Raw genomic sequence first — 16,308 nt, forward strand, 5'->3', positions numbered from 1 at the left:
TTTTTAGTTTAAATTTATTTTTTGTCGTATGCCCATTTTAAATAAACAGATCCCCAAGTGAAACCTCCTCCAAAAGCAGCCAAAATAATTGTATCCCCTTTCTTAAAGAGGTGTTCAAAATCATAAAGCACTAATGGCAATGTTGCAGAGGTAGTATTCCCATACTTTTCTATATTCATTAAAACCTTAGATTCATCTAAATTCATTCTGCTGGCTGTAGCATCGATTATACGCTTATTTGCCTGATGCGGAACTAACCAATCAACATCTGCATTGGTAAGGTCATTCCTTTTCATAATAAGCTCACTAGCGTCAGCCATATTTGTTACTGCATATTTAAAAACAGTTTTCCCGTCTTGTACAATATTGTGTCTGTTCTCTTCTATCGTTTTAAAAGAAGTGGGATTTAGAGATCCTCCAGCATCAATCTTTAAAAAATCACGACCTATCCCGTCACTTCTTAAATACTCGTCCCGTAATCCTAGGCCTTCATAATTGGGTTCAAACAATACGGCGCCCGCACCATCTCCGAAAATTATACAGGTAGATCGATCCGTATAATCTACAATAGAAGACATTTTATCAGCACCTATTAGCAGTACTTTTTTATATTTTCCGGATTGAATGTAGGCCGAGGCAACAGACATTCCGTATAGAAAACTAGAACAAGCAGCCTGTAAATCAAACGCAAAAGCATTTGTAGCTCCTATTTCTGTAGCAACATAAACTCCCGTCGCAGCGACCGGCATATCTGGTGTTGCAGTTGCCATTACTATCAAATCAATATCTAAAGGATTAACATTTGATTTAGCTAATAAGTCTTGTGCGGCTTTTATGGCTAAATATGATGTTCCTTTATCTGCGTCTTTTAGAATTCTTCTTTCTTTAATTCCTGTTCGAGAGGTGATCCACTCGTCATTTGTATCGACCATTGTTTCTAGAACTTTGTTTGAAAGTACAAAGTCAGGAACATAGGCTCCAACAGCGGTTATTGCGGCTGTAATTGTATTCATGGTATTTGAATATTTTTTTTCAAATTATAACATTTGAAAAAACGATTAAAGAGTTGAAAATTACAAAAAAATATCTAAACCTTTTGTTATAGAACTTTTAATTTAATGAAAATTACAAACAACAAAAAAACTCTCACGATGTGAGAGTTCCAATATCATTTACAAAAAAAATGCATTAAGCAACAGCTACAGACTTATCTATAACAACTTGCCCTCTGTAATACATTTTCCCTTCATGCCAATAGGCTCTGTGGTATAAATGCGCTTCACCCGTAATTGGGCAAGTAGCGATTTGTGCTACAGTAGCTTTGTAATGTGTTCTTCTCTTATCTCTTCTTGTTTTGGAGATTTTTCTCTTAGGATGTGCCATTTTACTATATTATTTATCCGTTAATAGTTGCTTTAATTTGTCCCAACGTGGGTCAATATTTTCTTCTTTATCTTGTATTATCTCTTCTTCAACCTGTTCATTTTCTTCTTTATGCTCTTCCAGAACCAATTCTTTTAGTCTTTCAAGCGCTTCCGTTTTTAAACTTCCGTCTTGCACCCCTGGATGAACCCGTCTTAAAGGTACAGAAAGCGCAATCATTTCATATACATACTGAGCAATATCTATCTCGAATTCTCCAAACGGAAGAATCAGTAATTCCTCATTATCATTATTATAAACATCTCCAAAACGAACTATCAATTTCATCTCCCCTTCTATTGGCAGATCAAAATCTTCACTCGTTAGATCACAAGGAACATTCACAGTCCCTTCGTGCTTGAAAATCAATTCTAGCATCGTGCTTTTCTTCTCTAAAACTACATTTACTTTGATATTCGAATTTTTAAATTCATCATAATCAAAGATTTCAAAGAACGCATTACTTATTTGATATTCAAAATGATGTTTTCCTAGCTTTAATCCCACAAATGGAATTAAATATTGTTTAGTCTTATTCATTTCAACAAAATTTTGCCCCAAACTTCGGGAGTGCAAAGATATAAAATTATTACATATCTAATAATGTTATTTATCTTTTTTTATTTAGTGTTGTTTCTCCTTAACCTTTAATGGTTTTTGACTGATTTCTTCATACTGAATTCTGGAACGATAAATATCTAAAGCAAGATAAACCGCTTCTTTGAAAGAGTTATAATCTGCAATTCCTTTTCCAGCAATATCATAAGCCGTCCCATGATCTGGAGATGTTCTTATTTTATTCAAACCCGCGGTATAATTAACCCCTTTACCAAAAGACAATGTTTTAAAAGGGATTAGCCCTTGATCGTGATAGGCAGCAATTACCGCATCATATTTCTCATATTGCCCACTTCCAAAAAAACCATCTGCTGCAAAAGGACCAAATACCAAAGTTCCCTTGTCAAATATTTTTTTTAATGTTGGCTTCAACACCGCATCATCTTCTTTACCGATCACACCCCCATCACCACAATGTGGATTTAATCCTAAAACCGCAATCTTAGGTTTATTGATACTAAAATCCTGAATCAACGATTTTCTTACCGTTTCAATTTTTTCTTTAATCAACTCCTCTGTAAGTCGAGATGCTATTTCGCTAACCGGAATATGATCCGTCAACAAACCTACTCTTAAATTACCTTGAACCATCAACATCAATGCATTTCCTTCTAACTCTTGGTTTAAATAATCTGTATGACCCGGAAACTTAAACTCCTCTGATTGAATATTGTATTTGTTTATTGGCGCAGTCACTAAAACATCTACCAATCCTTCTTTTAAAGCACTTGTAGCTGCAATAAATGATTTTACCGCATATTCCCCAACTTTGTCATCATTAACCCCAAGATTCAAATCTACCCCTTCTCTCCAAAGATTCAAAACATTAATCTTCCCGGGAACAATTTGGTCTAATTTATCAATTCCATGCAGCGGAACCGTTGATTCTAAATTCTTTTTTATGAATGACATTATTTTCACATTGGCAAAAATAACAGGAGTACAAAGCTCTAACATTCGAGAATCCTCAAATGTTTTAAGAACAACTTCGCTTCCAATACCGTTTAAATCTCCTATTGAAATTCCAACTATTATATTTTCTGCTTTTTTCATCATTACCTCTAGTTATTTATTACTAATTTTGAAGTGCAAATTTAGTAAAATAAAATAAGATATGTTTACAGGAATCATAGAAACCCTTGGTACTATCCAAGAAATAAAAAAAGACAAAGACAATATTCACATAACGATGGACTCCTCAATCACAGCGGAACTTAAAATAGACCAAAGCGTTGCCCACAATGGAATTTGCCTAACCGTGGTTGCGTTGAAAGACACCTCATACACCGTCACCGCTATTGACGAAACAATCAAAAAAACAAACCTTGGAAATTGGGAAGTTGGCGACAGCGTGAATCTGGAAAGAGCCATGAAGCTAGGAGACAGACTTGACGGCCATATTGTGCAAGGTCATGTTGACCAAACCGGAACATGTATTGAAGCTGCCGAAACTAATGGTAGCTGGCTTTATACGTTTGAATATAATGAAGAACTAAACAACCTTACGATCGAAAAAGGTTCAATTACCGTAAACGGAGTGAGTCTGACAGTCATAAACTCAAAGAAAAATCAATTTAGCGTTGCGATAATTCCATACACCTATGAACACACTAATTTCAATAGTTTTAAGATAGGCACAAAAATAAACCTGGAATTTGACGTTATAGGAAAGTACGTTTCCAAACTTTACAGCAACAAACTATAATAACACCTCTGCAAAAGGAAAAGAGCTCAATCTACATTGAGCTCTTTTCCTTTATGTTATGCTTAAAAATAACGTAAAACCCAAACAGCAGCGCAGCCAACACCAATAAGAACAGGCTTTGATCTATTGGCACCACTGGAGCTGGCTGTCCTGGCGGAACTGGCGGCGGCGGCGCCCCAGCAAATATTGCCTCACAGAACAATACTAGCACCACCGTTAGTAAACATTTATTTAAGACAATTTTCATAGTTTCCAAAAATAGCAAATCCATTGGTCAAAAAAAGCAATCTAAGCTTTTTATTATTAATATTTAACGAAAATTAATGACAAGTCCGTAAAAACCTACTTCCCTAGAAACACTCATTCTTAAATTAAAATTCCTTTTTTTACATCAAATTTCATTTATTTATCGAAAAACAAAACCCCTCAAAACAAATAGTTTTGAGGGGTTTTTTGTGGTCCCACCTGGGCTCGAACCAGGGACCACCTGATTATGAGTCAGGTGCTCTAACCAGCTGAGCTATAGGACCGGTTTAGAGTTTGCAATATTACTACTATTTTTCGTTTGCTCCAAATATTTTTAACCTAGTTTCACAATAAATATTGTAAATAAAAAAATAAAAACAGAAAACTCCTGATTATTAGATTTATAAAAAAAATTAAACTTAAATTATTTTATCTCTTGACACAATTCTATCAGAACACCATTAGTACTTTTAGGATGCAAGAAGGCAACCAACTTATTATCTGCTCCTTTTTTAGGAATTTCGTTCAAGACAACAAAACCTTCTTTTTTAAGTCGGGCGATCTCTTCCTCTATATTTTCTACATCAAAGGCAATGTGATGAATCCCTTCTCCTTTTTTTTCTAAGAATTTCGCGATTGGACTTTCTGGATTTGTGGCCGCCAAAAGCTCTATCTTATTGGGTCCGTTTTGAAAAAAAGAAGTTGTTACACCTTCGCTTTCGACTTCCTCAAATTTATAAGCTGGCGTCCCAAAAAGTTTTTCAAACAATAAATTAGAAACTTCTAAATCATTAACCGCTATTCCTATGTGCTCTATTTTTCTCATTGCCTAAATATTTTATGTCTTGTTAAACTAATTATAATTCTATTTTAGCCTAAATTATTCCGTTGTCATGCCGTTTGTTGTAAAATCGAAAGTTCAAGCTATTAATTATTTACAGTTGCACACTTTAGACACCCGTAAAATTAAACATTAAAAACTAAAAATAATTATCGGACGAGCCACAAAAGTAAGCCAAATTGAACACCCATAATAATTTTATAAAAAAATTCAATCTCAGCAATTATAATTGTTATTTTGTAAATTCTAATCCTAATATGATATGTTGAAAAACAATTTAAAATATATTTCCCTTCTTTTACTAATTGTAATTGCAAGCTGTGCAAAAAGAGGAACGATTACAGGTGGCTTAAAAGACACGATTGCACCAGTATTAAAAATGAGTTTCCCAGAAAATTTTAGCACTAACTTTAAAGGAAATGAGATTAAATTAGTCTTTGATGAAAATATCAAGCTCAAAAACCTAAACAAGCAATTGGTTATTTCACCACCCATGAAATACGAACCAATAATTTCGCCTACATCTGCAACTAAAACGCTGTCGATAAAAATAAAAGACACCTTACAACCTAACACAACCTATAGCATCAACTTTGGCCAAAGTATCGCTGACAACAACGAAAACAATCCGTACAATCAATTTAAATACGTATTCTCTACAGGAGACTTTATTGACTCTCTTACTATTGGCGGGAGAATAAAAGATGCTTACCAGAAAGAAGCAGACGCATTTGTATCAGTTATGCTTTATGATGTGAACGAAAAATACAATGATTCAGTGGTTTTTAACAACTCCCCAAGATATATCACTAACACTTTAGACAGTTTAAAAACATTTAGATTAGAGAATTTAAAGGCTGGAAAGTATTTATTAGTTGCTATGAAAGACAAAAATAGCAACAACAAATTCAATCCTAAAGAGGACAAAATAGGTTTTAGAAAAGAATTTATTACGATTCCAAATGATACGGTTTACGAATTGGAATTATTCAAAGAGGCCCTCCCATTTAAAGCTTTTAAACCAACTCAAGCGTCCGGGAATCGCTTGCTTATTGGTTACGAAGGAGACGTAAAATCAGTCGATTTAAGGCCGAAAATAGTCTTAAAAAACAACGATGATATTGTACCAACAATCGTAACTCATTTTCCTAAAAAAGACTCCCTTCAAATATGGTACAAACCTATCAAAATAGACTCTTTGGCAATGACCGTAAACAAAGACAACTACCAAGGGAAGTTTACATTCAAAATTAAAGAGCAGAAAAAAGACACTCTAAATATTACCGCACTTCAAAACGGTAATCTAAATTTCAGAGAACGTTTTACTTTAGAAACAACTACTCCACTGGTTCATATTGACACTTCAAAAATAAAGTTGACCAACAAAGATTCTGTCGCAGTAGCATTCACGACCGAATACGACGATTTCAATCAGAAGCTGTTTTTTGATTTCAAAAAAGAGCCATCAGAAAAGTATACTTTTACCATTTTACCAAACGCACTCACCGATTTTTTTGAGGTAGCAAATGACACTTTATCCTTTAAATTAAATACGAAAGGCACCTCCGAGTACGGAAATCTTCGAATACAACTTCAAAATGTAAAACGCTTCCCAGTTATTGTCGAATTGACCAACGCAAAAGGAGATATTATGGCTTCAGAATATAGCGAAAATGATACTACCGTTGATTTTAATTTATTGGAACCCGCATTATTTACACTGCGCCTTATTTATGACGAAAACAAAAATAAAACTTACGACAGTGGTAATTACTTAGAAAAACGATATTCAGAAGAAGTGGTTTATTTTTCTAAAGAAATAGACATTCGTGCGAATTGGGATGTGGAACAGGTTTTTGACGTGAGCTTACCCTATACTCCCGAGCCAAAGAAGAAAGTAGATGCTAAGAAAAAATCTAGTTTCTAATTTCAAAAGAATCTTTATCATTTAAAAAATTAAGTTTTTTTCGGGTTTCTATTAGCGTTGACTGGTTTAAAGTGGTTATAAAAACCCCTTCAGATTCTTGTGGAGCAATTAAATGTTCACCTAAGCAATCTAATACTTGTGAGTGCCCAATGTATTCATAACCGTTAGCGTCAGTGCCTATTCTATTTACCCCTACCACACAACTCATATTTTCTATAGCGCGGGCTGCAAGCAAGGTATCCCAAGCTTTAATTCGGGTCTTGGGCCAACTGGCAACGTAAATTAATAAATCGTAATTCACGACGTTACGAGAGAAAACTGGGAATCGTAAATCATAACACACAAAAGGACAGATTCTCCACCCGAGGTATTCTACAATTAATTTTTGAGTGCCTCTTGAATACACTTTGTCTTCGCCAGCTAACGTAAACAAATGTCTTTTGTCATAATGCTGTATCTCACCTGATGGAAACACAAATAGCATTCGGTTATAGAAAGTAGCATTCTCTTCTTCTATCACTACGCTTCCTGTTATTGCTGCGTTTTTGGCTTTCGCCAAAGCTTGCATCCACATTACTGTTTCTCCTTGCATAGTCTCCGCGACTTTTGCGGGAGCCATTGTAAATCCCGTTGTAAACATTTCAGGCAGTACAACAAGATTTACATCTTCAGCAATTGCATTTATTTTTTCTTCAAAATACGCTCTGTTTGCTTCTGGGTTTTCCCAAATTAGTGCAGATTGAATTAAAGCTACTTTCATTGTTGTTCGTTTTTATAAAGGTAAAAAAGTAATTTGTTTTGAAGTATGTATATTTCGAATTTTGAAAAACAAAATGTAATTAAACCACGAATTTCTTTGGGTGAGGAATAGTAGTGGAAATCCTTTTATGGAATGCAATGGAATAAAAGATTGTAACGAATAGCCCGACCGTAGGGCACCCCAAAACAAAAAACGCATCCAAATAAATGAATGCGTTTTTAGATTCTTCCTTACGTCAGAATGACAAATAGTATTATCCTTTCATACTTGCTGACATATACTCTCTGTTCATACGTGCGATGTTCTCTAAAGAAATTCCTTTAGGACATTCCACCTCACAAGCTCCGGTGTTAGTACAGTTACCAAAACCTTCAGCATCCATCTGGTGCACCATGTTTAATACACGATCCGTTGCTTCAATACGTCCTTGAGGCAACAAAGCATATTGAGATACTTTGGCCGCTACGAACAACATAGCCGATGAGTTTTTACAAGTGGCAACACAAGCACCACAACCTATACAAGTAGCTGCATCGAACGCATCATCTGCATCTTGCTTATTAACTGGAATTGTATTTGCATCGATAGTATTTCCTGAAGTGTTAACAGATATAAATCCACCTGCATGTTGGATTCTATCAAAAGCACTTCTGTCAACAACTAAATCTTTTACTACTGGGAAAGCCCCTGCACGAAATGGCTCAATAGTGATAGTATCGCCATCATTGAACATACGCATGTGCAATTGACAAGTGGTTACTTTTCTATCTGGACCGTGCGCTTCACCATTGATATACAAAGAACACATTCCGCAAATTCCTTCGCGACAATCGTGGTCAAACGCTACTGGTTCTCCCCCTTTGCCCATCAAGTCTTGATTAAAGACGTCAAGCATTTCGAGGAAAGACATATCTGGCTCAATTCCGTCGATTTGATAATCAACCATTGCTCCTTTATCTTGGGCGTTTTTCTGACGCCATATTTTTAATGTAAGTTTCATCTTTTTAAATTTGAAAGTCTTTAAGTCGAAGGTCAAAAGTCCAATTTTATTGTGACTCTTAACTTTTAACTTTCGACAAATTACTATTTATAACTACGAGTTACCAATTTAACATTATCGAAAATTAAGTCTTCTTTATGTAAAACGGCATCACTTGGTTTCCCCTTGTATTCCCATGCGGCTACATATGCAAAATTCTCGTCATCACGCTGTGCTTCACCATCAGCAGATTGATATTCCTCACGGAAGTGACCTCCACAAGATTCATTACGATGTAAAGCATCTTTAGCGAACAATTCTCCTAATTCTAAGAAATCAGCAACACGAGTCGCCTTTTCTAATTCTTGGTTGAATCCTTTGTCAGTTCCTGGAACTCTAACATCCTTGTAAAACTCTTCACGTAAAGCAGCGATTTCTGTGATAGCTTCATTAAGACCTTTAGCATTTCTAGCCATTCCAACTTTGTCCCACATAATTTTACCCAATCTTCTATGGAAGTGGTCAACAGATTGTGTTCCGTTATTGTTCATGAATTTTTCGATCTGCTCTTTCACTCCTTTTTCGGCAGCAGCAAATTCTGGCGAGTCAGTAGAGATTGGTCCCATTTTAATATCTGGTGATAAATAATCTCCGATAGTATAAGGCAATACAAAATATCCATCAGCTAATCCTTGCATTAAAGCAGAGGCACCTAAACGATTTGCACCGTGATCAGAAAAGTTTGATTCCCCAATAGAGAAACATCCTGGAATAGTAGTTTGTAAGTTATAATCAACCCAAGTTCCACCCATTGTATAATGGACTGCAGGATAAATCATCATAGGAGTCGCATATGGATTTTCATCTACAATCTTCTCGTACATCTGAAATAAGTTACCGTATTTATTGGCAACTACATCAGTACCTAATTTGACAATTACTTCAGCATCATTTCCATCTAAGCCTTTTATGTGTGCTTGTTCTTTTCCGTAACGTTGAATTGCCGCAGCAAAATCTAAGTAAACAGCTTCACCTGTTTTATTCACTCCAAAACCAGCATCGCATCTTTCTTTGGAAGCACGAGAAGCTACATCACGAGGAACAAGATTCCCAAATGCAGGATATCTTCTTTCTAGATAATAATCTCTATCAGCTTCAACAATTTGAGTTGGTTTTAATTTCCCTTCACGAATCGCTTTAGCATCTTCTAGTTTTGCTGGTACCCATATACGACCATCATTTCTTAAAGACTCAGACATCAACGTTAATTTTGCCTGATGATCTCCAGAAACTGGAATACATGTTGGGTGAATTTGTGTATAACAAGGGTTCGCAAAAAAGGCTCCTTTTTTATGTATTTTCCAAGCTGCAGTAGCATTAGATCCCATCGCATTGGTAGACAAAAAGAAAACGTTTCCGTATCCTCCAGAAGCAATAACTACCGCGTGAGCTGAATGTCTTTCAATTTCACCAGTAACTAAATTACGAGCGATAATTCCTCTTGCTTTTCCATCCACGATTACTAGATCTAGCATTTCGTGACGGCTGTGCATTGTTATTTTACCACGTCCTATTTGGCGATTCATTGCTGAATAAGCACCTAGCAACAATTGTTGTCCTGTTTGTCCTTTAGCATAAAACGTACGCGACACTAACGTTCCTCCAAAAGAACGGTTGTCTAGTAAGCCTCCATATTCACGTGCAAAAGGCACACCCTGAGCTACGCACTGGTCAATAATATTAGTAGAAACTTCAGCCAAACGATGAACGTTTGCTTCACGAGAGCGATAATCCCCTCCTTTTACTGTGTCATAAAATAATCTGAAAACAGAATCCCCATCTCCTTGATAATTTTTTGCCGCATTGATTCCTCCTTGTGCTGCAATAGAGTGCGCACGACGTGGTGAATCTTGAAAACAAAAAGCTTTTACGTTATATCCTAACTCTGCTAATGTTGCAGCAGCAGAACCTCCAGCTAATCCTGTTCCAACAATGATAACATCTAAGTTACGTTTGTTAGCCGGATTTACTAAATTAATATGATCTTTATAATCTGTCCATTTATCCGAAATTGGACCATTTGGAATTTTTGAGTCTAATGCCATTATAATTTAATATTAATGATTGAAATGATGAAATAATGCAATAAAAATAAAACCGAAAGGAATTACAAAAGCGAACGCTAATCCGAAATTTTTCAATCCTTTAGAATATTTATTATTGAAACCAACCGATTGGAAAGAAGAACTGAATCCGTGATTCAAGTGCAGTGCTAACAATACAAATGAAATACAATACAATGCTGTACGCACTGGACTTTCAAACTTCTCTACTAATTCATGAAAATATCTTGTTTCATCCAATGGATTAAAAGCTACATATTTATAAACCATTTCTGGTACCCAGAAATCATAAAAGTGTAAACCTAAAAAAGCCAAAATAACTGAACCTGTAATAATCATGTTTCTAGATGCCCAAGAAGAGTTTGCAGCACCATTGTTTTTTGCATAAGCAATTGGTCTTGCGCTTCTATTTTTGAAATCTAAAACAAACCCCATAATAAAGTGAAAAATCACTCCTACTATTAAAATTGGCTGAATTACAAATTGTACTAAAGGATTATTTCCCATAAAATGAGAAATGGAATTGAATGTGTCCGGACTAAACACCGAAGTCATATTAATAAAAAAGTGCTGTGCTAGAAACAACATCAGAAAGAGTCCTGAAAGCGCCATAGCCACTTTTTTAGCTATTGACGACTTCAATAATGCAGATTGTGTCATAAGATTTAATAATTTGTTTTAAGAATAACACAAAAATAGAGCAAATTGCCCTCAACTACAACCTTTTCGCTCTTATTTATAATGATTTTAAAGTGTATTTTTTTTATAGATTTTACCCGTCTAAAAAACCATTACATACTGTTTTTCAATATATTAAACTATAAATATTCCCGTTTATAGTCTCTTTTAGACCTTAGAATATAACAAAAATAGTGTTATTCAATTTATTCCTGAATTTCATTTAGTTCAATCCCCAAAAAATCTAAGACTATTTCATTAACTACTAGGGATAAATAGTACCGTGAAACCGGCTTTATACCTTCTTTAAGGCAATCAACTAAATTTAGCCATGTATTTTTGAACAATTAGATCTGTATTTTCATTTCGGGTTTTGAGTTCCAATTGAATTGGAGCAGAAGCCCTTACTTCACAGTTTTTTACAGCACAGGTTTCACAAGTCACTCCGACGATTTGTTTTTGGATAGACTTATTATCGATGAATTTGAATTTCTTCTTCATGCTTGCAGTAATCAAAATACCTACTGATATACTTCTCAAACAATCTTTTTTGAACGGATCTTCTGTCGCCGATGAGAAAACCAAAAACTCGTTGCCGCTATTTTCATAGCGCGAAATTTGAGCATCAAAATAGTGACTATTATTCTGCTCCATGGATTGCACGATTGTTTTGACAGAAATCCATCTTCGGCAATAATGTTCATTCATCTCGTTGGCATGTGGCTCCTGCTGATTAGTGATGTGTAGTTCCTTTTTAATCTGATAGGTATCTGCTCCTCTCTTATGAGACAAGCGAAGGAAAAATATATTTTTTAACTGGAAGTCCTTAGGCAAAATATTGGTTAAACGTTGGTAGAAAGATTCCGGAGAAACATTGAACTTACCCATCAATTCAATCATTTCCTGCGGCTTAGGATCTGTTTTAGCCAAGAACAAATTCAATTCGGTTACCAGCTGTTTTCTAGGTATTAACAGCGCACCGGCAAAATACGAAGCATAAAAATTATTCAAAACCTGATCAAAATTATCAAATTTAATCCAACTGAACGTGAACAAACGCTCAGTTATTTCCAAATAGTTGTAAGCGATCTCTTTAGCCAGAATAAACGCCTTTTGCTGTTCATCAATATCTAAGGAAAGCAACAAGGTTTTGCTTTTTGGAACATATATAGACCGCAAATCTCCCAACTCCTCTTGCTCTGAAAAAACAATTTCCTGAATTTTATAGCCATATTCTTCCGTCAATACAGCCGTCAAATCTTCAATCGAAATTTTAGTATCAATATTTATTTGAAATGCTTTTGAGAAATCCAATACTTTCTGTTCTAAATCCTCAAAATAATTATTATGCGCTTCTTGGTAAGAACGTAAGGCCGCTAGGAAAAAACTCTCCCTAGTTAAATTATAGTGCTGTGCAATCTCGATAATTGTACTAATAAAGGCATTTACTTTTGCCGGAGCATTAGCAATGATATCAATGAGGTCGTTTTCCTGAATTCCGAAAATATCCAATGGAATTTCTTTTAGAATCCCTGATTTTAAGATTTCTCCGATGGGAGCCAGATTATTATCTAATTTCAACGAGACCATATTGTCGTATGAAACATCCAACTTTTCTGCTAAAAGAATTATCTTATCTGTCTTCGGATATTTCTTGCCTTTTTCAATTTCGTTTAAATACGATTTTGAAAGATCGGTGATTTTGGCTAAGCCAAATAACGATAAATTCTTATTTGTGCGCGCTTGTTTGAGTTTAAGCCCAAAAATCAATTTTATATATTCTTTTTCTACAATCATATCAAGATTCTATTTATTCTTTCAAAGGAGCATTTAATTCCAAAAAAAACATCGAAAAGAACATTGCTTTTCCCTTACGTTCCTTTCATTTTTTCAAAGATACGCTAAAAAACAAAAAAGACATAAAAAAAGCTTTTCATCCCTTTCTCGAACGTTCACTTGTTTTCCAAACCTGTTTTTTTTAACATATTCATTTAAAACTATTTAACTCTAAAAATTTTATCGAAATATCTTATTTTAATACAGCCCAAAACACCGCTACTCCCAGAACATCAAATCCAACTACAATCAAAGATGCTACAGAAACAAAGTAGTTCTAAGTAAAACGATTCTTTACTAACCTGATAACACATCGATATAAAAACCTACTCATTGAGCCAATGCGTATTAGTTGTTTTTTACATAAAATTATTGAATTCGTAACCAGAAACAATTTAATCTTAGTATTTTTGAGTAATTATAAAGATTAAATAGAAAGAACATGAAATACCATCAAATTGACCGTGACTTATTTATAAAAAACCGTTCCAAATTTATGGCTCAAATGAAGCCTAAAAGCGTTGCCGTTTTTAACTCTAATGATATTTATCCGATAAGTGCTGACAGTACGATGCCATTTGCACAACACCGTGACATCTTTTATTTAAGCGGCGTGGATCAGGAAGAAAGCATCTTACTTCTATTTCCAGACGCTCCTTATGAGCATCAAAGAGAAATGTTATTCCTAAAAGAAACCAATGATCATATTGCGGTTTGGGAAGGCGAAAAACTGACTAAAGAACGTGCTCTAGCCGTTTCTGGAATTAAAACCGTGTATTGGCTACAAGAATTCGAAAAAGTATTGTTTGAATTAATGACACATTCTGATACGATTTACATCAATACCAATGAACATTACAGAGCAACTGTAGAAACAGAAACCCGTGAAGCCCGTTTTGTAAAATGGTGGAAAGAGAAATATCCAGCGCACACCGTTGCAAAAAGCAACCCCATTTTGCAACGCATTCGTTCCGTAAAAGAAAGTGAAGAAATTGACTTGATTCAACAAGCTTGTAACATCACCGAAAAAGGATTCCGTAGAGTGCTATCTTTCGTGAAACCAAATATGATGGAATACGAAATCGAAGCTGAGTTTATTCATGAATTCGTTCGTAATCGTTCCAAAGGTTTTGCTTACACGCCAATTATTGGTTCAGGAAACAATGCTAATGTATTGCATTATATCGAAAACAACCAGCAATGTAAAGCCGGTGATTTGATTTTGATTGATGCTGGTGCAGAGTACGCAAATTATTCCAGCGATATGACCCGTACTATTCCAGTTTCAGGAAAATACAACGACCGACAAAAAGCGGTTTACAATGCCGTTTTACGAGTTAAAAACGAAGCGACCAAAATGCTACTTCCAGGAACACTCTGGAAACAATACCATATTGAAGTAGGAAAATTAATGACTTCAGAACTACTTGGTTTAGGGCTAATTGACAAAGCCGATGTACAAAATGAAAATCCAGACTGGCCTGCTTACAAAAAATATTTCATGCACGGAACATCACACCACATGGGATTAGACACACACGATTACGGAATTTTGACAGAGCCTATGCAAGCTAATATGGTTTTCACCGTAGAACCTGGCATTTATATTCCTGCGGAAGGTTTCGGTATTCGTCTTGAGGATGATGTCGTAATTCAAGAAAGTGGGGAGCCATTCAACTTGATGCGCAACATTCCTATTGAAGTGGATGAAATTGAAAGCTTGATGAATTCTTAAGTAAGAAAACAGAGCAAATAAAAAAGAATAAATACGGTTTACAGCAATGTGAACCGTTTTTTTATGGAACAAACTCAATCTTCAATTAAAAGATGACACATCCTAATTAAACATTTTTCCAATCTTTTGGGCGCATCCCCGCTTCCGTAAACTCCAGCTAGGCCGGGCTATTCGCTACAAGTCCTCGTCTCGTCCTAAAAGACGAGACTGTGGGCTTTTCGCTGCTATCCCTTGCGCACACAATGACAACACATAAAAATTCCATAACAAATCCTAAAACAATCTTAAAAACGTAACTTTATTATACTGTTGACGTCCTATTAAAATAAATGACGTTAATCAGTCATTGAATAAAACTAAAACACAACGAAACATAGACAAAAGAGTATTTTAATCTAACACTATTAAGAAGCCCATAATTATGTTTTTCTTTAAAAAGTAAAACGCTTTTAAAACACTTCAAAAATCTATGTCTCTATGTGTTTAAAAAAAACAAATCATCTTCTAAAAATCAAAATTATGACAGCACACGAAATCGATTACCAGATATTTGGCGAAGAAATGCAATATGTAGAAATCGAACTAGATCCGCAAGAAATCGTCATTGCCGAAGCAGGAAGTTTTATGATGATGGACAACAACATCCATATGGAAACAATTTTTGGAGATGGTTCAGAACAAAAATCAGGAATCTTCGGCCAACTATTAAACGCCGGTAAAAGAGTTCTTACGGGCGAAAGCTTATTTATGACAGCCTTCATCAATCAAGCTAATTCAAAAGGAAAAGTATCATTTGCTTCTCCTTACCCCGGAAAAATCCTTCCTATCGATTTAACTGAATTTCAAGGAAAATTCATCTGTCAAAAAAGCTCGTTTCTTTGCGCTGCCAAAGGCGTATCTGTTGGAATTGAATTCTCTAAAAAACTAGGTCGCGGATTCTTTGGCGGTGAAGGATTCATCATGCAAAAAATAGAAGGCGACGGAATGGCATTTGTACATTCTGGAGGAACCATGGCCAAAAAAGAACTAAGAGCAGGCGAAATCCTAAAAGTGGATACGGGCTGCATCATAGGATTCACTAAAGAGGTAGATTATGACATCGAATTCATTGGCGGAATCAAGAACTCGATTTTTGGAGGAGAAGGTTTATTCTACGCTACCCTTCGTGGCCCTGGAACGGTGTATGTACAATCCCTACCTTTCAGCAGACTCGCAGATAGAATCATCGCTTCAGCACCAAAAGCGGGTGGAAACAGTCGTGATGAAGGAAGCCTATTGGGCGGATTAGGAAATTTATTGGATGGAGATAATCGATTTTAAAGTATACGAATCCTAGACGATTTTCGTCAAAAACTTGTCATGGATCAAGACAAAATGTTGTGGGGAAATATTAAAATCTTGATATTTGTGTTTCCAAATTATACCAAATGCAAGACTC

At 35.3% G+C, this 16,308-nt stretch carries 14 protein-coding genes and 1 tRNA gene; 4 read left to right on the top strand and 11 right to left on the bottom strand.

Annotated elements, in window-relative coordinates:
• Positions 1 to 14: 14 nt before the first annotated feature.
• From AC4PRO_RS10700 to pdxA, 4 genes are all read right to left on the bottom strand, one after another.
• Positions 15 to 1,013, bottom strand: a complete 999-nt coding sequence (locus AC4PRO_RS10700; protein ID WP_074720721.1) for a beta-ketoacyl-ACP synthase III — start codon at positions 1,011 to 1,013, stop codon at positions 15 to 17.
• Positions 1,014 to 1,188: 175 nt separating this feature from the next.
• The gene (rpmF, locus tag AC4PRO_RS10705) at positions 1,189 to 1,383 is read right to left on the bottom strand and encodes a 50S ribosomal protein L32 (protein ID WP_007137315.1); all 195 of its coding nucleotides are present in this window, start codon (positions 1,381 to 1,383) and stop codon (positions 1,189 to 1,191) included.
• 9 nt (positions 1,384 to 1,392) lie between these two features.
• Entirely contained in the window at positions 1,393 to 1,962 is a 570-nt protein-coding gene (locus tag AC4PRO_RS10710; protein WP_074721148.1) for a YceD family protein, read from the bottom strand.
• 84 nt (positions 1,963 to 2,046) lie between these two features.
• Positions 2,047 to 3,096, bottom strand: coding sequence for a 4-hydroxythreonine-4-phosphate dehydrogenase PdxA (pdxA, locus tag AC4PRO_RS10715; protein WP_492117336.1), 1,050 nt, complete (start codon positions 3,094 to 3,096; stop codon positions 2,047 to 2,049).
• A 58-nt stretch (positions 3,097 to 3,154) separates the two neighbouring features.
• Between pdxA and AC4PRO_RS10720 the strand changes: the two genes are divergently transcribed.
• The gene (locus tag AC4PRO_RS10720; protein WP_492117337.1) at positions 3,155 to 3,745 is read left to right on the top strand and encodes a riboflavin synthase; all 591 of its coding nucleotides are present in this window, start codon (positions 3,155 to 3,157) and stop codon (positions 3,743 to 3,745) included.
• Positions 3,746 to 4,201: 456 nt separating this feature from the next.
• On the opposite strand, the gene AC4PRO_RS10725 is transcribed toward AC4PRO_RS10720, so the two are convergent.
• Both AC4PRO_RS10725 and mce read right to left on the bottom strand, forming a co-directional pair.
• Positions 4,202 to 4,275 (bottom strand) — tRNA-Ile (locus AC4PRO_RS10725).
• Between the two features lie 140 nt (positions 4,276 to 4,415).
• The gene (gene mce / locus AC4PRO_RS10730) at positions 4,416 to 4,817 is read right to left on the bottom strand and encodes a methylmalonyl-CoA epimerase (RefSeq protein ID WP_074720712.1); all 402 of its coding nucleotides are present in this window, start codon (positions 4,815 to 4,817) and stop codon (positions 4,416 to 4,418) included.
• A 277-nt stretch (positions 4,818 to 5,094) separates the two neighbouring features.
• On the opposite strand from mce, the gene AC4PRO_RS10735 reads away from it, so the two are divergent.
• Positions 5,095 to 6,759 (top strand): Ig-like domain-containing domain, encoded by a 1,665-nt coding sequence (locus tag AC4PRO_RS10735; protein WP_492117338.1) that lies wholly within the window; start codon positions 5,095 to 5,097, stop codon positions 6,757 to 6,759.
• On the opposite strand, the gene AC4PRO_RS10740 is transcribed toward AC4PRO_RS10735, so the two are convergent.
• From AC4PRO_RS10740 to AC4PRO_RS10760, 5 genes are all read right to left on the bottom strand, one after another.
• A complete protein-coding gene (locus tag AC4PRO_RS10740; protein WP_492117339.1) occupies positions 6,749 to 7,519 on the bottom strand; it encodes an amidohydrolase in 771 nt (256 codons plus the stop codon). The genes AC4PRO_RS10735 and AC4PRO_RS10740 overlap by 11 nt on opposite strands.
• Before the next feature lie 253 nt (positions 7,520 to 7,772).
• The gene (locus tag AC4PRO_RS10745) at positions 7,773 to 8,519 is read right to left on the bottom strand and encodes a succinate dehydrogenase/fumarate reductase iron-sulfur subunit (protein WP_074720706.1); all 747 of its coding nucleotides are present in this window, start codon (positions 8,517 to 8,519) and stop codon (positions 7,773 to 7,775) included.
• A gap of 83 nt (positions 8,520 to 8,602) precedes the next feature.
• A complete protein-coding gene (locus AC4PRO_RS10750; protein ID WP_074720704.1) occupies positions 8,603 to 10,603 on the bottom strand; it encodes a fumarate reductase/succinate dehydrogenase flavoprotein subunit in 2,001 nt (666 codons plus the stop codon).
• 12 nt (positions 10,604 to 10,615) lie between these two features.
• The gene (locus AC4PRO_RS10755) at positions 10,616 to 11,281 is read right to left on the bottom strand and encodes a succinate dehydrogenase cytochrome b subunit (RefSeq protein WP_492117340.1); all 666 of its coding nucleotides are present in this window, start codon (positions 11,279 to 11,281) and stop codon (positions 10,616 to 10,618) included.
• Between the two features lie 333 nt (positions 11,282 to 11,614).
• The gene (locus AC4PRO_RS10760) at positions 11,615 to 13,096 is read right to left on the bottom strand and encodes a helix-turn-helix domain-containing protein (protein WP_074720700.1); all 1,482 of its coding nucleotides are present in this window, start codon (positions 13,094 to 13,096) and stop codon (positions 11,615 to 11,617) included.
• Positions 13,097 to 13,577: 481 nt separating this feature from the next.
• On the opposite strand from AC4PRO_RS10760, the gene AC4PRO_RS10765 reads away from it, so the two are divergent.
• Together AC4PRO_RS10765 and AC4PRO_RS10770 are read left to right on the top strand one after the other, a co-directional pair.
• Positions 13,578 to 14,870, top strand: a complete 1,293-nt coding sequence (locus AC4PRO_RS10765; protein ID WP_074720698.1) for an aminopeptidase P family protein — start codon at positions 13,578 to 13,580, stop codon at positions 14,868 to 14,870.
• Between the two features lie 519 nt (positions 14,871 to 15,389).
• Complete coding sequence (locus AC4PRO_RS10770) at positions 15,390 to 16,190, top strand: TIGR00266 family protein (protein ID WP_492117341.1); 801 nt, start codon at positions 15,390 to 15,392, stop codon at positions 16,188 to 16,190.
• The last annotated feature ends 118 nt before the right edge of the window (positions 16,191 to 16,308 follow it).

Source organism: Flavobacterium sp. DW-iso2 (genome assembly GCF_058725285.1).